This is a genomic window from Blautia sp. An46 (assembly GCF_002161645.1).
In the GTDB taxonomy this organism is placed as follows: domain Bacteria; phylum Bacillota; class Clostridia; order Lachnospirales; family Lachnospiraceae; genus Blautia; species Blautia ornithocaccae.
In genome coordinates, this window is the sequence record NZ_NFIF01000007.1 from 72009 (window position 1) to 92083 (window position 20075).

Annotated in this window: 13 protein-coding genes; 12 read left to right on the forward strand and 1 reads right to left on the reverse strand. The window is 47.9% G+C overall.

Annotated features, from left to right (window positions below; genetic code table 11):
- The 5 genes from B5G00_RS07365 (at position 1) to B5G00_RS07385 (ending at position 8189) form a co-directional block, all read left to right on the forward strand.
- Positions 1 to 2997, forward strand: a complete 2997-nt coding sequence (locus B5G00_RS07365) for a hypothetical protein (protein WP_087270789.1) — start codon at positions 1 to 3, stop codon at positions 2995 to 2997.
- Entirely contained in the window at positions 2994 to 4613 is a 1620-nt protein-coding gene (locus B5G00_RS07370) for a hypothetical protein (RefSeq protein WP_087270792.1), read from the forward strand. Before B5G00_RS07365 ends, B5G00_RS07370 begins: the two co-directional genes overlap by 4 nt.
- A gap of 66 nt (positions 4614 to 4679) precedes the next feature.
- A complete protein-coding gene (locus B5G00_RS07375; RefSeq protein WP_087270795.1) occupies positions 4680 to 5330 on the forward strand; it encodes an FHA domain-containing protein in 651 nt (216 codons plus the stop codon).
- Positions 5331 to 5353: 23 nt separating this feature from the next.
- Entirely contained in the window at positions 5354 to 6751 is a 1398-nt protein-coding gene (locus B5G00_RS07380; protein ID WP_087270798.1) for an FtsW/RodA/SpoVE family cell cycle protein, read from the forward strand.
- Positions 6681 to 8189: a penicillin-binding transpeptidase domain-containing protein gene (locus B5G00_RS07385; RefSeq protein ID WP_087270800.1), complete on the forward strand. Its 1509-nt coding sequence runs from the start codon at positions 6681 to 6683 to the stop codon at positions 8187 to 8189. The genes B5G00_RS07380 and B5G00_RS07385 overlap by 71 nt, the downstream gene beginning before the upstream one ends.
- A 9-nt stretch (positions 8190 to 8198) precedes the next feature.
- On the opposite strand, the gene B5G00_RS07390 is transcribed toward B5G00_RS07385, so the two are convergent.
- Positions 8199 to 9056, reverse strand: coding sequence for a protein kinase domain-containing protein (locus B5G00_RS07390; RefSeq protein WP_087270802.1), 858 nt, complete (start codon positions 9054 to 9056; stop codon positions 8199 to 8201).
- A 79-nt stretch (positions 9057 to 9135) separates the two neighbouring features.
- Between B5G00_RS07390 and B5G00_RS07395 the strand changes: the two genes are divergently transcribed.
- The 7 genes from B5G00_RS07395 (at position 9136) to B5G00_RS07425 (ending at position 20007) form a co-directional block, all read left to right on the forward strand.
- Positions 9136 to 9945, forward strand: a complete 810-nt coding sequence (locus tag B5G00_RS07395; protein ID WP_087270805.1) for a PP2C family protein-serine/threonine phosphatase — start codon at positions 9136 to 9138, stop codon at positions 9943 to 9945.
- The gene (locus B5G00_RS07400; protein ID WP_087270808.1) at positions 9946 to 11160 is read left to right on the forward strand and encodes a protein kinase domain-containing protein; all 1215 of its coding nucleotides are present in this window, start codon (positions 9946 to 9948) and stop codon (positions 11158 to 11160) included. It begins immediately after the preceding gene.
- 12 nt (positions 11161 to 11172) lie between these two features.
- Positions 11173 to 12132 carry a VWA domain-containing protein gene (locus B5G00_RS07405; protein ID WP_087270811.1) on the forward strand — a complete coding sequence of 320 codons (960 nt, stop codon included), beginning with the start codon at positions 11173 to 11175 and terminating at the stop codon, positions 12130 to 12132.
- Positions 12133 to 12145: 13 nt separating this feature from the next.
- Complete coding sequence (locus B5G00_RS07410) at positions 12146 to 12730, forward strand: hypothetical protein (protein WP_087270814.1); 585 nt, start codon at positions 12146 to 12148, stop codon at positions 12728 to 12730.
- 6 nt (positions 12731 to 12736) lie between these two features.
- The gene (locus B5G00_RS07415; RefSeq protein WP_087270817.1) at positions 12737 to 17545 is read left to right on the forward strand and encodes an AAA domain-containing protein; all 4809 of its coding nucleotides are present in this window, start codon (positions 12737 to 12739) and stop codon (positions 17543 to 17545) included.
- A 7-nt stretch (positions 17546 to 17552) separates the two neighbouring features.
- Complete coding sequence (locus B5G00_RS07420; RefSeq protein ID WP_087270820.1) at positions 17553 to 18392, forward strand: hypothetical protein; 840 nt, start codon at positions 17553 to 17555, stop codon at positions 18390 to 18392.
- Between the two features lie 274 nt (positions 18393 to 18666).
- The gene (locus B5G00_RS07425) at positions 18667 to 20007 is read left to right on the forward strand and encodes an MATE family efflux transporter (RefSeq protein WP_087270823.1); all 1341 of its coding nucleotides are present in this window, start codon (positions 18667 to 18669) and stop codon (positions 20005 to 20007) included.
- The last annotated feature ends 68 nt before the right edge of the window (positions 20008 to 20075 follow it).

The following is a 20075-nucleotide window of genomic DNA, read 5'->3' on the forward strand; positions in this document are numbered from 1 at the left end:
ATGAAATTTGAACAGGCGTTTTATACATGGGGAGAAAACCAGCTTTCCAGATACAAGAAAGGGCTGGGCGTCTGCGCATCCAGCTGTCTGCAGAACAGCTTTTTGGATAAATGTTTGGGATTAGGGGGCCTTTTTAACACAGAACATACAGAACGGACTACAGAGTTTATTTTGTATTCCCAGGATTTTCAGACATTTGTAGGAGTAGGGATCAGCCCGGCACAGGCGGGGTCCGATGGCAGGATGAATAAACTTTGCCATTTCTTTATCCCCGCACAGACCGAGGGGATTCGGGAACCGGAGGAGTATTTCCTGGAATATCCCTTTCAGCGGGAGACAGAACCGGGGGAACTTCCTCAGGCAGAGCTGGAAAAGGCCCGCTATGATTACCGGGGACTTCTGAAAAAATATCATTTTGACCGGGAGAGGCTGGCAGAGCTTCTGTGGAAGAGTTTTCCCTGTATTTGTGGAGAACAGAATCAGTTGGTCTTCATTATAGACCGGGAAAAATATTCTGAGGAAGCCTATGGACAGATCGCCAGGGAAGTGTGCTGGCTGCTGAGTATGCTGGCCCCTGTAGTATGGGGAGAACGGGATAGCTGCAGGAAAAACATTTCCTGCGGGGTTTACACTGTGGACAATGCCCAGGCGGTCCGCTTTCTTTTTACAGACAAGGAAGAGGAAGGAAAAGATACCTTTTCTCTGTGCGGTGGCTCTGGGGCGGAGGAGGAAATTCCAGATATATATATCACTTTAGCAGATCGGGCATTGCAGGGGAAAGAGTCCCTTCAGGCTTTTTATCAGGAGATCTATGACTGCAGGTATACAAAAACTATCCAGACCCGGATGCTGTCTATGCTGTATCTGAGGAGGAAGCTGAATCAGGGAGAAACTGTCTCTGTGGAAGAGATGGAAAAGGAATGGAACGTACTGCTGGTACAGTGCAGCCGTTCAAGGTGGCACAGGAAATTGCTGCGGGACTATCTGAGGCAGGGGGCGGAGCTGGATAACCATCGGCTTGTGCAGATATATCGGTGGCTGGTGTCTCCTCAGTTTGACCAGGTGGGAGGCTATGGACCGGAAGAAAAGGAAGAACTGATCCAGGATGTGGTGTTTCTCGGGGAAAGTTTGTATGGAGTAAACCGGCATAATTATCAGATTTTGATCAAGGCCATTCCCAGACAGATACGAAAAGAAGCTCTGGGAAGTTTTTATGAGAGAGGAAAAACCGGCATCCGAAAGGATATGGAAAAGATCCGTAGTGCAGAGGAACTGGAGGATTATCTGGAGGCTTACCGGGAGCTGAAAGAAGAGGAAACCTTCTGCTGGGATCTGCTGGAAAAAGGAGAGCAGCTTTACGAGCCGGCAGAGCTTTCTGAGCGCAGCAGGATCACCGTAGCAATGGAAAACCTGGATAAGGAAGCCTGGCAGAAATATCTGAGAGGGAGGCTGGAGAGGCTGGCTGACTGGCAGGACTACCGGAAGTATCTGGAAGAAAACAGGGGCCGCATAGAGAGCAGCCAGCAGGCTATGCATCTGGAGAAGCTCCTTGGCTGCGCAGAGGAGGCAAAGGAGGAAGAGCGGGAAGAGATCCGCAGGGCATACGACCAGCTCACCCAGGGAGGAGTGGAAATCAAATCCAGACCCTTCAGGGAAAAGATGAATGAGGTTATTCGGAACTGGGATATCCAGGCGGAGATCCGGCAGATAAAAGAGGAAGATTTGATACAACTGGCGCAGCGGCGCAGAATAGAAACCTGTCCAGAGGAATGCCGGAAGGTATGGTTGGAATGTGTGTGCAGATTTTTGCGGCAGTATCAGACAAAGCGGCAATATCCGGAGGAAGATACCTATCGGGGGCTTCTTGAGCGGCTGGAGGAACTTTACAGAAGTCCAAACTGCAGCCAGGAGGCACTGGCAAATTATGAAAAGCTTCTATGGGATATAGCGGAGGGAAGTCCTTACCGACAGATCCTATTTGTCAATAAACAGGAAATGACTGGAAATTATATACGGAAATACTCTGTGTGGCAGAATATGGATATCACTCAGAAAGAAGATTTCCAGAATCTGCAGAGGGATCTGGAGGAAAGGGGCGATGAGCCGGAGATAAAAGATTTCGCCAGAAATCTCCGAGAGTACGCAGACCCTGCGGAGACTGTCAGAAACTGCTGCCGGATCTGGCTGGCCGTGGAAAACAGAGAGAGGATCACAGAGGATATGACTAGCATTCTGAAGGGATGTCAGGAGGAAGAAAACGGACAGCTTGAAGGATTTCAGAAGATCATCCGCAGAAAGATCCTGGAAAGGGAATTTCCCAGGGAGACCGATGTGGCCGATTATTTTCAGATCCTGGAGTGGGAGCGGAGCAGATCAGCGTCACTGTCCGGGGAGAAGCTGGGTGAGAGATTCCGGAACATATACGAAGAGTACGGGGATTTCGCAGACCAGATCCGTTCCCCGGGAGGAATGGGCTGGCTGACCAGAGGGAGCCTGAGAGAGGTCTGCCGGAAATTTTTTGCTGTGCTGGACTGGAATGAGAGGCTGACCAGAGAAAATGTCTCTTTGGCGTCAAAAACAACAGGCTGTCTCACCGGCGGAATCCTGGAGCAGGCAGAAGAAGTGGTAAAGCTGAATAAGAGGTGCAAAGTATATATGGATAAGTTACAAAAAGCAAACGAAGAAAAACTGGCTGCAAAAAAGGCGGAGTGTGAGAAAGTCTATAAAGAGTATCAGGACTTGCTTGACCAGAAAAATGCGGACGAGGAATTAGCTAGGGAGGTTCACGCAAATCTGGAAAATAAGATTTATGTAAAACCTGAGAAAAAAACAGTGCAGAACAAACTGGAGAAGGCGCCCTGGGCGTTTTCTTTACAGGCAGAGACCGGGGAGAAAGAAGAGCTGCCCCGAATAGAAGATAACGATTTTATTTTTGCACATAGAAATATAGTTAACGGAAAATATGCCCAGATATTGAAAAGCCGGGAGGATATATGAGACAGGACAGCCCCAGAGAAGAGCGAAGGGAATACGCCGGATGGATCAGGGAGGTACGAAAGAAGAGTGCCCTGAATCAGGAGGCTTTCGGAGCTCAGATCTGCCATTTCGAATTTTCCGGGGAGAAGGAGATCTGCATGACCTACCACCGGAATTCTGTAGGAAACTGGGAAAAGGGGAAAAATCTTCCCAGAAATCTGGAAGCAGTACTCTCCATTGCAATGGTAGAGTATAACAGCCCGGGAGAGAAAAATCCGGAAAAAGAAGTAGAAAAAAGATATCATTTTGTCCAGGAGAGACTGCAGGAATATTATGGAAAGTATCTGTACTGCCGGAATATCAACGACGCTCTGCTGATCGGGGTGATTATGGGAATCTATCGGATAGAGGAACTGCCCGGGGAGCGGAAGAAACTTCGCAGGATCCTGGAGGAAACCTGTATGGACAAAAAGGATCGGGAAATCTATGCTCTGCGGAAGGTGACAAAAAATTTGGAGGCGGAACTCCTCCAGATCCGGGATCGGGAAGCTTTTTACAGTCTGATAAGGGAATGGAGCAGTTATCTCTGCTCCGGCTCCAGGACTTTCGGCATCCGAATGAAAAACATGTATGAAAAGAAGAAAAAAGGAAAAGCCGGGCTCACGCTGGGGCAGGGAGTGAATATCTATGCCCCCCGTTACCGGGAAAGCTATCATAAAATCTTTTCCAGCGATGCAGGAGTATCCAGACGGTGGATCGTGGATCTGTGTATGCATCTGCGGTTTTCTAGAGAGGAGATCAGCCAGATGCTGGAAAACGCCAACATGCCGGCTTTGTCGGAAGACTCTCTTCACTGGGAGGGAGAGATACAGGGAAAGGATGAAACAGGTTCTGTCTCCTGGTATGCGGACAGAGCCAGGGAGGACGGATATTTTTCTGTCCGTTATTCTGAGACAGTGGCGCTTTCTCTGAAGGAAAAGCTGGCGCTGTGTACCCTGACGGCATGTTGGGTCTGGCAGGAAAAGGATATCCGGGAATTTCCCCCCATAGATTACTGCTTGGAGTATTTCCTTCAGTGCAGCGAGGGAAAGGAAATACTCCGGCAGGAGGAAAAAACCCGGGAAGAGTTTTCTGAACAGGGAGAGGAGACTCCCTGGAAGGTATATGGACGCTGTGCGGAGCAGATGGCCGTGCTTCTGTGGGAGACCGGGGAACGGGCAGTGTCTGAGAGGGAGAGGGCCGCCTATCAGGAATACCGCCGGGAATTCTCTGGATACTGGGAGATTCCGGAGGAGAAGCAGGGGAAGATTGTCCACCGGCAGCAGGCGGAAAAACTCCTTTTCCTGGCAGCTTTTTTCTTTTCTGTATTTACAGGGAAATTATACACCGGGAGGATCCGTCAGAAGGACATGGATCAGGTGAGAAAATATATCGGGGAAAACGGCGGGCCGGCAGGGGCTTACTATTTTCTCAATAATCTGTGGGCTGCTTTTCTGGATGTAGGGGAGCTTACGGAAATAGAAGGGAAATTCTTTGCGACCAGACAGACAGGGAAGACTCCGGCGGTGGATCTGGAAGACGTGCTGATCGGGATCAGCACTGTCTGGAATCTGACCTGCGAGGAATGCACAAATTAAGGTTTTATGGACAGAGAATTTTTCATGATAAGATACTTATAGAAAAAGAACTGAGGGAGGAACATTATGATTGGAAAAATTATTACCGTACTTTTTATTCTGATCCTTATTCTGGCCATTGCTTTTTTGATGAAGGACTCCGGATTTTGGGAAAAATTGAAAAAGTCGGTGAGAGAGAAGGAAGAAAAGAAGAAAGAGAAAGATCATAAAAAGGGAAAAACAGTTTTGTATATGGGCCCTACGATCCGGGTGATCTACAAGGATAATGGAGAAAAGGCTACTTATGAGATGAAGTCGCCGGTCTTTACCATTGGGCGGGATTCCAGGGCGGACTTGTGCATCGACCGGGAATATGTGAGCAGGAACCAGGCCAAGATCCGGAGAGTCAATGAGGGCGGGGAGATTTACTACACCCTCACAAATTATGGGAAAACCAACAGTACAAAATATTATAATCCGGAAAAAGACAAATATGAGTGGATGGACAAAGAGGACGAGGTGGAGCTGGGAGGCACTGATATCTTTTGCTTCGGAGATGTTCAGCTGCTGATCATGACACCGCAGATGGATCAGAAAGTGGGGCCAAAGACCCGGGGTATGATCCATCCGGAAGAGAAAGAAAAAGCAGAGACATGGGAAAAGGCAGAAAAGAAACAGGAATATACCAACCGAAAACACACGGAACGAATTTATACAGAGGATGATTTTGATATCTGAGCCTTACAGGAGACGGGAGAAACATGAGAGAAAAGTATAGAAAACGAAGAAAGTTATTTGTCAGAAAAATAAGTCTGTATGATATGCAGAGCCTCTGCGTCCTTCTGGGAGTGGAACTGGTCTTCTGGCTGTATGCGGTGGCAAAGGGACGGGGACTGCTGTTTTTTCAGATCAGCCTGGCGGTGATCCCCCTCTCTTTGCTTTGCTGTTACATGATATTCCGGATGAATGCGGATCGGTATTTGTTGATTTTCACGGTCTTTTTGCTGAACTTCGGCTTTCTTCTCCAGATGTTTGCACAGAAAGAGGATAAAGGACTTCTCTCTGCAACGGTGCTGAAATGCTGTATTGCATTTGCTGCGGCAATTTTCTTTGGGGGGCTGTTCTGGAAGTTTTCTTTTTTGCTCAGCATGGACAGGGTGCTTCCTCTGATGGCAGGGATACAGGCGCTGCTCTGCCTTTTGCTGTTCCTGTTTGGAAAAACCACAGGGGACAGGGAAGATCAGGGGGCTGTCCTGAACCTGGATCTGGGGCCGGTGAGCGTCCAGCCTCTGGAATTGGTGAAGATCCTGTATATTTTTGTGATGGTGATTCTCCTGTGCAAGGAAGAAAAAAAGGATCAAAGGATCTTTTGGCTGCCCCGGGAGCTTTTGGCAATCCTCTATACAGCGGTGCTGGGATTGGCTATGCTGCTGCTTTTCAGTGAGCTGGGGACCTTTCTGATCATGTTTCTTGTGGGGGGGATCCTGTTTCTGATCTACAGCAGAAACAGAAAAAATATCAAATGGCTGCTGCTTCTTGTTCTACTGTGCGTAGCACTGGGAGCGGGAGCCTGTATCCTTTTCCGGGAGGCAATCCCGTCCCTTGGAAAAGTGTATAATCGGTTTTACTATATGGCACAGCCGGAACTGGATGCTCTGGGGGACGGCTATCAGGGGCTTCTGGCGAAAAAAGCTTTGACGGTCGGGGGTGCTTTGGGACCGGATACAGACCGGTATCTTTTTACCATTCCCCAAGAGAATAACGATCTGATTTTTGCAAAACTGGTACAGACCTGCGGGTTTGTTACAGGGGTTTTTATGATCTTGTCTTTCCTGCTGCTGCTGCGCCAGGGAATGAAGATTGCCAGGGAAAAAGAGGATCTCTATTACAGCGGCCTGGCCACCGGGATCACCTTGTTGTTCGCAATGGAAGGGATCGTCCATATTGCCTGCAATATAGGGCTTTTTCCGATTACCGGGATTCCCCTGTATTTTGTTTCCCAGGGCTTTACCAGCCTGACCACCGGTATGGTGATGATGGGATTTTTGCTGGTCATGTCTGCAGATAACCAGGAGAGGAGAGAAGACTATGAAAAGATTTGGGAAGAACGGTTCCAAAGGCTTCAGAGAAGTATTTTCCCATCCAGAAGAAGAGCATGAGAAAAAAACAAAGTCCAGAGGGAGAATGGCATATGGCGTTGTGGGACTGATTTTTGTAGTGGAAATGGCGGTGACCTTCTGGGATTCCGGATACATTGAAGGGCTCAATAAAAAAGCGGATAAATATAAAGAGGCGGCCATCACGGAGGCGGACGCCAACACCATCACTCCTGGAGATGTTTATGACAGAAACGATACAGTGCTGGTGGAAAATGCAGAGCCGGGGCAGAACAGCATCTATATTGATGATTATGCCTACTCCCAGGTGCTGGGCTATACGGGACCTGCAAGGATCATTTACGGCGAGGAAATCAGCAAGTCTCAGAGACAGTATCGGCTGATGGAATATTATAGAGAACAGTTGTACGGCACACAGAATCTGGATGCCACTGAGGGGAACAGTCTGGTCCTCACTCTGGACCATGAACTCCAGATGCAGGTCTATGAACTTCTGATGCAGGAAGTGGGAGAAGGAAACCGGGGATCGGCCATTGTGCTGGATGCCAAAACCGCAGAGATTCTGGCGATGGTTTCTCTGCCAAGTTTTAATGCTAATGATCTGGACAGCAGCATTTCCCAGATGAATCAGGCACCCAGCGAGCAAGAGATTTTTTATCCTATATCCCATAAAGGGCTGGCGGTGCCTGGCAGTATCTTTAAGGTGATCACGGCGGTCAGCCTGCTGGATAACGGGCTGGAAGATTTTACGGCCGCCGACCAGAGCTTCTCTGTGGAGGATAGGAATGTAGTGAACTCCTATGGGAATATAGGAGATGAGATCAACTATTATACAGCCATTGAGCGGTCCTCCAATGTGTTTTTTGCCAGGGCTGGACTTGAGCTTGGGGGAGAGAAGCTGGAAGAAACAGCGAAAAAATTTATGATCGGGCAGGAGCTGGAACTGGATTTCGGAACGGTGAGCAGCAATTGGGGCCTGGACCCAGACGATCCTAACGATTTGGCAGATACCTCCTATGGCCAGGGGAAAACCCTATTTTCTACCATCTACGGGGCCATGGAGGCGCAGACTATTGCCAATGACGGGATTATGATGGAGCCCTATATGATCAAAGAAATCCGTACCCCCAAAGGCAGGACCCTGGAGAAAGGGGAAGCCGATGTCTTAAGCGAAGTCACCGGCCGGGAGACTGCGGATAAGATCACAGAGGCCATGCTGGCGGCTACTGCCTCCCATATTTCTGTTGTGGAAGGAGAGGAAAACCAGGAGATTTACCAGAGATATTCCATTGCCAGTAAGACCGGAACCGGAGAGAACGGAGATCAGGAGGGGACGAATAACGCCTGGCTGATCAGCTTTGCCCCGGCAGAGGATCCGGAATATGTGGTGGTGGTAAATCAGTGTAAAACACAGAAATTTGGACAGGACATGATGGATACGGCAGCTCAGATCTACCGCTACCTTTTCCAGGAACGGTGAGGCTGGGGCTTAAAGGGGAATATCCAGTTTTTTTCGGAGCTTCTCCAGCCAGAAGGCCAGATCCTCAAACACCCTGGACTGCCCGGATAACACTTGTTCATCCGGGAGACAGGACAGGAGGCGGGCGGCCTGTTCTTCTTCCCGGGTATGCTTCCAGAGGGGGCCCAGGAGATTAGAAAACTCCCGTTGGAAGAAAGCACGGTTTGAATTCCCATATTCGCAGGAAGTAAAAAAAATTTCTGAGTAGTTTTCAGAACCGGAATAGAACAGGCGGGAAAAGAATAGCAGGAAAGTTTTTCGGATGGTAAGCTCCAGCGGATAGTCGGAGGGAATCTGGAAATCAATCTTTTTCCCGGACCAGGAGGATGCCTCCAGGGAGGGATCCAGATAGCAGCAGGAAGTAAAGTCGATCATCTGAATATCGAAATCCCTGTTGCGTACTAAAATATTGCCGGGAAACAGATCAAGGTAGAGGATACCGGATTGGTAGAGCCGGGTCAGAGCCTCTATGACCTGGGAGCAGATATGAAAAAGGATCTTCCGGTCAAAGAGATAACGGGGTTCCGGGAAAGCAGGGTTTTTCCTGGAACAAAGGATCTCTTCCAGGTTTTTTCCGGGAATATAGTCCATGGAGATGAAGGGCTGACCATTGATGTCGCCGGTATCCCGGTAGCGGGGAAAATAGGACTCCCCGGGGGAAGACAGGGCGAGCTGGGTCATGGCCTGATATTCCAGGTCAAAGGATTTTTGGTACAGAGAATACTTCAGAGGATTTTTACAGACCTTGTAAAAGGTAAGATGATCTTCGCTGAGAAAAAAAGAACAATCCTCAAAATCTTTCGAAAAATCCAAAAGTTCTAGTGACATAACAATCCCTCCATCAGATGGTCTTATATGATTTACTATAGCATAACGAAGAGAAGTATTGCAAGAAAGGAAACGGAATATGGCAGATTATAGGATTTTTTATCGAACAGAAAAGTCGAAAGAGCTGGACCATGAAGTGAATCAGGACCGGATGCTTTTTGCGGAGAACAGTCTGATGAATGATGAGAAACTGAAGATCATGCTGGTGGCGGACGGCATGGGCGGACTGCAGAACGGAGAAAAAGCTTCTTATCACGGGACAGAAGGATTTATGAGAGACCTTTGGGAGTCTCTTCTGAAAATTTATATGGAAAATAACAGGGAAGGTTTTTCCATGACTCATCATATAGAACGGATCCGGGAGATCGCAAAACAGGCAGTTCTGGAAGCAAACAGAGAAGTATGCAGGCATGCGGAGGTTTTCGAGGAAACCGGGACTACGCTCAGTGCGGTATTGATTCTGGGCACCTGCGGAGTGATCGTAAATGTGGGGGATTCCCCGGTTTACTATTACAGCAGCAGAGAGGAGGAACTCACTTTAGTATCCACTCTCCAGACTAAGGCGGAGCAGGACGTTCAAAGGGGCAGGTATCCTCGTTTTTCAAAGGAGTATTACGAGAATGACCACATTCTTTACCGGTGCCTGGGACAGCGCCAGGAACTTGCAAAGAGCGACATATGTGTCTCTGTACTGGAACGGCTGGAGAAAGGAGATATGATCTTGGCCGGGTCTGATGGGGCATTCGGGAAGATGCGGGAACCGGAGATCCTGGAGATCATCGGAGATGAGAAAGAGTACACGGTCCTGAAAAATCTGTTTGAGAGAGCGAGGGAGGATAAAGACGATGACCAGACAGCAATCCTGTATAAGGTCTGCGGGGAGGTGTAAATGTTGAAAAAGGGAGATTGTATCGATATCGGCGAGAAAAGAATACGGCTGCTCACCGATCCGGTGAGAAATGAAAAAGGCTGGGATTGTGTGACTTATACGGCGGCGGCAGAGCAGATCCTGCCGGAGGGGGCTGCCGGTAAAAAATATTTTGTGAAATATGCTTATGAAAAAAACAATGATTTTGCCATGAAAATTCTGGGACGGGAAGAAAAATTCCGTATGTATTATCCTTATATTGAACATATCTATGGTTCCTTTAGCTGGGAGGACAGCAATGGGCGTATCCGGGGCGTACTGGCAGAGTTTATCCATGGGATGGATCTGGAGGAGTACCGGAGACGTGAAAAGCTGCTGAATGAAGAGGAAATGTTCCGGTATATGGTCCAGATCCTGTATGCCGTGCAGTATTATGTGAAAATCTCAGACAGGGACCCCTATGTGCATCGGGATCTAAAGCCGGAGAATATTATGATCTGCTCTGAAAAAAAGCGAGCCTATATCAGCGATTTCGATTGGGCCCATGTGCCAAGTGGAAACGGTACCCGCTATATGAACAGCATCGGCGGTACTCGTGGCTACACGGATCCCAGGGCTTTTGTAATGAGCGATACAGATATACAGATGGATATCTATGCACTGGGAAGAGTCTTTTGTTTCTGGCTCCGGGGAAAACCTTATTTTCAGGGGGATGAAGACAAGGAATATATCGAAGATCCGAAGCTGGCTTACGGATTGAAAATGGAAAGGATCCCGGAGAAATTTAGGCAGGAAAAATACAGGGACTTTATCCGGATCATAGAGAAAATGGTGGCTCCTCTGAACAGACGATATAAAAATATTTCGGATATTCTGAGGGATATGCAGCGGTTTCTCATCGGATATTACGGAGGGGAGGAAGTTTATCAGCAGAAGATTCCTGAGGAGGCTCTTCTGAAGAAACCCATGGACATCAAGGCAGCCAGTACCGTCCGCGTGGGGGCGGCGGATTCAGTGGACAGGATACGGAATACGTTCAGCCTGGAAAATCACCGGGTCTGCGACATTAAAGTGCAGAATCGGCCGGTGATGGAAGTATATAATCTGGATGGGAATATTTATTGCGTACCGCTGCTTTCGGAACTGCGGAAAGAGGGAGAGGATCAGAGCTTTCAGATCCATGACGGGGATGTGTTCAGAACCGATGGATTTGCACTGGATTTTATGATTGATTAAGAGGAAGAACAGATGGATAAATATGAGAAAATAATCAAACTGAAAGAGGAAAAACTGTTGACACGGGAAGAAGAGGTCAACTCCTGGAAAATGACAGAGGAAGAGGTGGACCGGCTCTGGAACACCAGAAGAAAAAGAAAAGACCGGGGAGACGGCGAAAACAACCGGAAGCAGGAAGCGGAATCCCAGCAGGAATCCCAGGACGGAAAGCAGGAAGCAGAGGGAAGAACCCGGATGTTTCAAAAAGAAGAGGCTCGAAAGAAGGGGGAGGCAGATGAGAGAAAGACCAGACGTGCATTGCATAAAAATTTCATAGAAGCAAAAATGGCAGTAGAAAAACCGGAAGATAACTGCATTTATATTGATTATATTCTTGACACAACGCTGTCTTTTGCCCGAATTTTTCCGGAGGTTTACTATGTCCTTGAAAACAGTATGAATCTTCTGAAATCTAAGAGGAGGGAGTATAAGGGTATTGTCCTGCGCTACGGCCTTACGGTATTGGGAGATCAGATCCAGGTGGATCGGTTTGAAAAGGGTGCGTTTACAGAAAGCGAGGAGGAATTTTTAAAGCACCTGAGAGAACTGAATTTTCAGGGGGGTTCAGACAGTGGAGCAGAACCTGTTAATGAGGCCATCCTGGCATCACTCCAAAAACTTGGAAAAAACAGCGCGTCCTCTGCTAACCGGGGGATTATTCTGATCACAGACTCTATGCCAGAGGATGTGAGACCGGATTTCCGACATGTAGAGGGCTGTCGGGACAAAGGCCTGCGGTTTGCCGTGGGATTTTTGTACAGCAACCGTTATGCGCCTAAGTTTGATCTGGGAAACCGCTACGGAGAGCCTGAGGAGAATGAAAGGAATGAATCCGGAACCTTCCTGGAGATCCGAAGCCTCTTAAGTGCAGATGGAGAGAAGCTCCTTGGAAAAGTGATCCTGGATATTATGCGAAAAGTTTCAGTTTATTGACGGAGGGAAAAAGGTGGGAAGAGAAAGAATAGCGTCCATGTTTTCCAAAGAATTTTCTGTGGAGAGGCGATACAAAAATGTGGTGTTTTGTGTATATAAGGCGGCATCTGAAGGAGGACATCAGGTGAACGGATCTCTGGAGTATCTTCAGGAAAAGTTAAACTGGGAGAACGGAGAAGAGGCAGAAATCAGGAAAGCCTTTGTCTTTTTTGACGGGATAACCTGTGCCATGGATTTTGATCAGGTGGATCAGAAAAAAATCTATTATACTGATTATGAGGAATCCAGGGAGCGGATAGATCATCTGTGGTTTATGAGCCTGGCGCTTCTGGAAAAAAAAGCGGAACAGGACCGGAAACAGGGATTTCCCTCGGAGAATTATCTGGTTCTGGTGACCAATACCGTTTTTCAGCGGGCAGAAGAACAGAAGATCCTTGCAGCCAGGCGTTTTGAACATTTTTCTTATACGCCGGTTCTGGTGAAGGACAGTCAGGCAGGTGGAGGAGCGCTGGAAGCCTACATCGCCGAAAAAGGGAAGGTGCTGCTGGATACGGAATTGGTACCCGGTGGCTTCCGGACAGAAAATACCAGGAGGTAAAGATTTATGAGTGTTGTGGTAACAGTAGATGCAATCGAACAGATCAATTATGCGGCGGCGGAGGGCGGAGAACTGCTGGTACGAAAGGTTGAGATCCAGGATTTGGAAATGAAAAAGGCGGTATGCAGGATCACTGCCGTTCCAGAATTTATCTATGAATATAAGATCGAAATAGAATTGCAAAACGGAAAGGCCCAGATCGCTGCTCCCCCGCTGAAGCTGAATCACGGATGCTTCCGACAAGAGTTTATCGAGGCAAAGGAAGGGGAAATCCAGGTAGAAATCCTGGATTTTGAAGAGCAGGACCGGATCCTGGGATTTAAAAATGTCCCGGTTCATATCCAACCCTATCTCCACTGGGATGGCTGGCATCACGCCTATACCCTTCCGGCTTTTATGCAGCCCAATGATCCCTATGTGATGAAAGTCCTGAAGCGGGCAGGGGAATATGCAGATGAAAACGGGATTTTTATGAGCGGCTATCAGAGTGGCAGAGCGGAGGATGTCTGCCGTCAGGCAGAATGCATCTACCGGGCGATGCAGGATGAAAATGTCCATTATATATCCAGCCCTCCAAGCTTTGAACAGGCGGGGCAGAAAATCCGGATCCCCCATCAGGTTCTTCACGATGAAGTGAAGCAGGGAACCTGTCTGGATCTGGCAATCCTCTACGCCAGCTGTTTGGAGGCGGCTTCTCTCCACGGAGTTCTGGTGGTAATCGATGGCCACGCTTTTTCTGGCGTCTGGCGCAATGAGCACACAGGACTTTCCCAGCATTTTGTGATGAAGGATTCTCTTACGGAAAAAGACCGGGCCCAGATGCGGGAGGATCTGCTCCCCGTTGAATGCACCACCATGACAGATGGTACCGGGACTCCTTTTTCCCAGGCCTGTGAGATTGCTGCCGGAAATATGGAGCGGCTGTATTATATACAGGATGTACACAAGGCCAGGGAGCAGGGAATTTATCCGGTATTTGCCTTTGTGGATAAACCTATCTGTAATACCGGAGATGAGAAAGAAGGGGAATCTGCCGCCGCACTAACAGAGAAAGAAAGGGAAAGGCTGGCTAAGCTGAGGAAACAGGCAATGAACATTACCTTCAGCAATCGTCTCCTCAGAGGAAAGAAGGATCGCAGTGAACTGGTATTTCCCATCAACACAGAGCTATTTTTGAAGTACGGCTATACTAATGAAAATCTGGACATGCAGATAAAGAAATATCTGAGCGAGAACGGTATGGAGGAAAAACAGATCAGCGAGTGCTTTCAGAGACTTCGCATAGGGGATCTGGAAAAGAAGAGAGAGACAGGAAAGGGCAGCCTCTATCTGGCGGTGAATGAACTCTTATGGTATAAAGCGGATTCTGATGAGAATGGGAGAGCTCCCTTGTATTTGTGCCCAGCAGAAGTATATCTCAGCAAACGTGGCGAATACTGCCTGAAGGTAGATCCAGAGGGGATCCGGTTTAATCCGGTCCTGAAAGGAATGCTTCTGGAAGATTATAATATTGATATTGCAGACCTGCTGAATCAGCCGGGGGACCAGTATGGAATGCAGATGAAACTTTTGGAGTACAGAGTAGAAAAACAGAAGGGATGGACAGTGGCGGAGAATACCGCCCGGCTGTCCCTCTATACCATTCCTGATGAAGCCATATGGGAATGCCTTGCTTCCGGAGAACTGTCCCGGCACGAGATTGTCCGGGGCATTCTACAGGGGAATATGTTTTGGAACAATAAGCTGGATGAAGAGCCTGCAGATGAGAACACTATCTATGCTTTTCCCGCAGACAGTTCCCAAGAAGAGATTGTTGACAGTGCCTTTAAGAGAAAGACCCAGGTGGTCATTGGGCCGGCAGGAAACGGAAAATCACAGACCATTGCTAATATCATGGCGGAGGCTGTGAGGAAAGACGAGAAGGTTTTATTTATATCGGAAAAAGTATCGGCCCTTGAGGTGGAAAAACGAATGATGGAACAGGCGGGCCTGGGAAAGTTCTGCCTGGAGATCGTGGAAGGAAAACATAAGGCTTCCGATGTTTCCCGCCAGATTCTGGATACCCTGAATTATCTGGATCAGTATGAATATTACGGGGATAACTGGGAAGAGAAGCAGGAACAGTACGAAAAACGGTACCGCACGGCAGGGGAGGAACTGAAGAAGCTGTATGATTTTATGACGGAGAAAAGGGAGTGCGGAAAATCCTTGGAGGAACTCCTGGAGCTTCAGGGAGCCTGTGATCCCTCAGAGATGATCCTGCCGCTGGACGATGCTGTCGGCCAGGAGGACATGGGAGAGGCGGAAGATATCCTGGAGATTCTGGCAGAAATCATGAAATATTGGAATGGCGGCCAGGACTATACCCAGTATCTGAATTTTTCCAGAAAAGGTGACCCGGAAGTGGAGGAAGCCGTGGACAGAGCATCCAGGGAAGGCAAAAAGCTGCTGGAAAGCATGGAGACGCTGGCAGAAAAGCTAGAACTGCCATTAGAGTGTCCGGATAAAGAAAAAATCAAGATCATAGGATCTTACGCCTCTGTCCTTCGGCAGATTCCAGTGTTCCATAAACCGCTAGATGCGGTGTTTACACAAAATTCCGAGGAAGAGGAAGCTCTCAGAGATAAAATCTTAAGGTTCCTGGAAAAAGAGGAAGATAAAGGCTTTTTCAGGCTTATACAGAAAAACTATGAAAATGATCTGAGGGAACTCCTTGCACCGGTAATGTCCAATAATGAATTCCGGAACTTTAAAAATCTCTCAAGTTTGGAGGAAAAGCGCCGATATATCCGCAATCTGGATCTTGCTCCCTGCTTCCGGGATGAAAAAGAGAGCAGCCGGAGCAGACGGGAGAAAGAGCAATATGTCATCTTGCAGAACCGTCTGTCTGAGATGAATCGGCCGGAGACAGAGATCCGCCGGATAAAGAAAATGGCAGAGAAGATTGCAGAATCTGATCCCCTGGAACTGAAGCCGGCAGCAGAAAGCTTCATGGAAACCTTCCATGCATTCCAGAAGGCACAGAGCGCAGCGGAAGATCTGATCGTCAGCAATCTTTCAGGATTTCAGAAAGATCATCCTGACGAGATGAAGCTGGTGCTTTTTGAGGAGTGGAAGAAAAAAGGCAGAAGCTCTAAGACTCTGGACAACTATCAGGGGCTGAAAAAGAAGGCAAAAGCAGTGGGAATGGAGGACTTTGTGGAACGGATCCGCCAGGGTGTGGAGCATGGCTCCATCCGACCAGAGCAGATCGGAAGGATCTTTAAGAGAAGTTGGTGCGAACACAATATTCATAAGATCTATGACTGTTTTCCGGAACTGCGGGAGGCAGGGGGCATCGAGTATGGACTGGCAATTGAGAAATACCGAAGAAATGCGGAGAACGCCAGAAAGATGCTGCAAAAGAATCTGGTATGCCTGGAGATGGGAAGACTTCCGCGGCCAGAGGATGGCGCCACGGATATGCCGGAGGTTGGTAAGATCAATAAAATGGTGAGGAAAAGAGGAAAGGCGGCGCCTATCCGGAAATATTTCGAGGAGGTTCCCAACTATCTGTGCCGGCTTTTTCCCTGTATGCTGATGAATCCATCGGCTGTAGCAGAATATATGCCCTGGGATTTTCCCCAGTTTGACATGGTCATCATCGATGAGGGATCCCAGATGCCTACTTATAAGGCATTGCCGGCTATTGCCCACGGACAGCGCTGTTTCGTTTTCGGAGATGAAAAGCAGCTGACCCCTACCAGATTTTTCAAAAAAACCCAGCAGGACGATATGGGAGATGTGATAACCGTGGACTCCATTTTAGAGGATGCTATCAGTACCTCTATGCCCAGGAAATTGCTGAGATTTCATTACAGAAGCCAATACGAAAGCCTCATCGCCTTTTCAAATTATAAATACTATAATGGCGAGATCATCACGTTCCCTTCCTGTAACACAGCGCCTCTTCAGGGACTCAGCTATGTCTATGTCCAGGATGGATGCTATGACAGAGGCGGAACAGCTACCAACCAGCTGGAGGCGGAGCGCACGGTGGAGGAGGTGCTGAAGATCTGTGCCGGGATTCCCAGGAATTCCGGGGAGACCGTAGGGGTGATTACCTTTAATCTGGCACAGAAAAACCTTATCCAGACACTTCTGATGCAGAAGGTCATGGAAGACCTTGAGGACAGCCGGGATATTGATGAGATTGTCAGTGTGGTAAACCTGGAGTCCTGCCAGGGTAAAGAGTGGGATTATGTTGTGCTTTCTACCGGATACGGGCCGGATCAGAAGGGAAATTTTTCTGTGAATCTGGGAACTTTAAATCAGAGTGAAGGAGGCAGCCGTCTGAATGTAATGCTGACCAGGGCAAGAAAAGGAATGTGGGTGGTTACCAGCATGCTTCCGGAAATGCTGGGGCAGTCCGACAAACCCGGAGTAAAAGATCTGCGGGATTTCCTGGCCTATGTCCGGGGAGCTATCCAATATGACCGGAGAGAGGAGAAGGCAGACCGAAAGAACCGTGGGCTGACGGAAACCATCGCCGGAGAACTTAGGAAAATGGGCTATCAGGTACATACGAATATCGGAAGCGGCAAATGCAAGGTGGATATTGGTATTGTATCGGAAGAAAATCCCCGGGAATATATCCTGGGTATCCTTCTGGATCATTTTCGGGAATTCCGGCACAGGATCCGGGACAGAGAACTGATCTTTCCGGAAATCCTCAGGACAAAGGGATGGAATCTGTATCATCTCCACGCAGTGAGCTGGTATGAAAACCCAGATGCGGAGCTGGATCAGATCAGAGAAATTTTGGAGAAGAGGTAGGAGAGACATGAAGGGAAAAAAAGACCAGGATTTTGAACAATGTATCAGAAACAGCAACAGCTACAGTGATTTTATCCAGCAGTATAAACGGTGCAGAGATGAAATCATAAATAAAAGAAGAGATGGTTTTTTTGCGTTGTATGACCAGCCGAAAAAAAATGCGGGGCTGTTTTTAAAGACACGGGGAGAGGACTGGAGGGCTCTTTTGGATGAATTGAGAGAGTTTATCGCCGCCTGCGAGACGAAAGAAACAGAACGGCTCCTCACGGGAATGCTGGATGTTCTGGAAAGGAACATGGAATATTTTATACAAAAACCCGGCAGCCGCGGAAAGGAAGCATACTTTATCCTGGATATCCTGGTGGATATCCTTCAGGTTTTTATGCAGGAAGGGAAAGAAAAAGTCCTGTATCCGGCAATGCTGGATAACATTCTGGGCGATCTGACAGGGAAAGCCAGAGACTTCTACGGGGAAGATGCCAGGAAGAGGGTGGCGAAAAGATGCGGGCACAATCTGGCAGAAATGAAGGAAATCGAGATAGGAGAAAAAACTTTGGAGCCCTACAGGACAGAGGAAACAGCAGAGTTTTTTGATAGAGTGAGAAAGGCAAAAAAAGCCGTGGAAAAACAGGGACCGGCAAGTATGATTTTAGGAAGACTCAGGAGAGGGCTGAGGGCATACAGAAAGCCTGCTGCGGCTGCACTCCTTATTCTTGTACTGGCTGTTACAGGGATCTTTTGCTATATGGCTGGACGGAAAAGCGGATATGACACTGCCAGGAAGCAGTATGAGGAGATACTGGAGGAATATGGGGCAGGCTATATGATAGAAGAATCACAGAGATAGGCAGTATCTAAAGGCTAAATGCCAAAACGGGATCCGGAGTTATATCAAACTCCAGGATCATAAAAAACGGCATTAGCAGATAGCCTTCTCCTCCGTATTTTTTACAAAGAAATTTTGTTTGCTATCTTGATTTTTTTATAAAAAAGCATAAAATATCTCTACAGTGTACAATAAATTACGTGTTAAAGTTTCGGATATACAGCTATACGAGACTACAGGTAGCCTTTATACGTCAACGTGGCTGCCCCAAGGATACGCTAGGAGGTATAGTGCTATGACAAATGATATGACAACAGGAAGTCCTATAAAACTGATCATTAAGTTTATGATTCCTATGTGTCTGGGAAATATTTTCCAGCAGTTTTATAATATTGCGGATTCCATTGTGGCAGGACAGTTTCTGGGAGTAAACGCCCTGGCGGCCATTGGAAGCACAGGTTCCCTGATTTTTTTTGTGACAGGCTGGCTGAACGGACTGACCAGCGGCTTTTCCATTTGGGTGGCTCAATGGTTCGGAGCTAAGCGTCTGAACAGAATGCGGCATTTTATTGCCATGTCTATTTATGTATGTCTGTTTTTTGTAGTAATTATGACCGTGGGGCTGCTGTTCCTGAACGAGCCGATCCTGAGGCTGATGAATGCCCCGGAGGAGCTGATGGGAGATATCAGCAAGTATATGGCCATCATTTACGCAGGACTTTTTGTTACCTGTGCCTATAACGCTCTGTCGGCAGTGCTGCGGGCTTTGGGAGACAGCCGCTCTCCTCTGTATTTTCTGATCATTTCCGCAGTGCTGAATGTATTTATGGATATCGGATTTATCGTGTTTTTCCATATGGGCGTGGAAGGCTGCGCCTATGCCACGGTGATCGCTCAGGGAATTTCCGCAGTGTTGTGCCTGGTTTACATAATTAAGAAATTTGATGTGCTGAAGCTGAAGAAAAGAGACTTTAAATTTTCTTTTTTTGTGATCAGGAAATTGTTGTCCCTGGGAGTTCCCATGGGTCTGCAGTTTTCCATTACGGCCATCGGGACTATTATTGTTCAGGGCGCTATTAACGTATATGGACCGGTTTCGATGGCAGGATTTTCCGCAGCCAGCAAGATCCAGAATATTATCTGTACGGTGTTTGTTTCCTTTGGGGCTACCATAGCAACCTTTGTGGGACAAAACCGTGGGGCAGGAAAGATGGACCGTGTGCGGAAAGGGGTATATATGACCCAGGCCATGATCCTGGTGTGCAGTTTTGTAATTATGGCGGTGATCTATTTCCTGGGAAAATATATGGTGCTGATCTTTGTGGATCCATCAGAGACGGATGTGATCCATGCGGCTCAGATTTATTTCAATACGGTGGCCTGGTGCTATCCTTTCCTGGGAAGTATTTACCTTTACAGGAACGCTCTTCAGGGCCTTGGTTATGGGCTTGTTCCTATGATGGGAGGAGTCTTTGAGCTGTTGGCCAGATGGGGGATCGTGGCCCTGGTGGCTGGAAACGCCGGTTTCGGAGCTGTGTGCATGTCTGACCCGGCAGCCTGGATCGCTGCGCTGATCCCGCTGATCCCTTATTATTTCTGGACCATGAGGAACGAGAAAAAGAAAGAAGCAGCATAAAAGCAGGGAACACTTCGTTGAGGTTTGATACACAGATATGAAGGAGCTGCCATATGAGACATATGTCA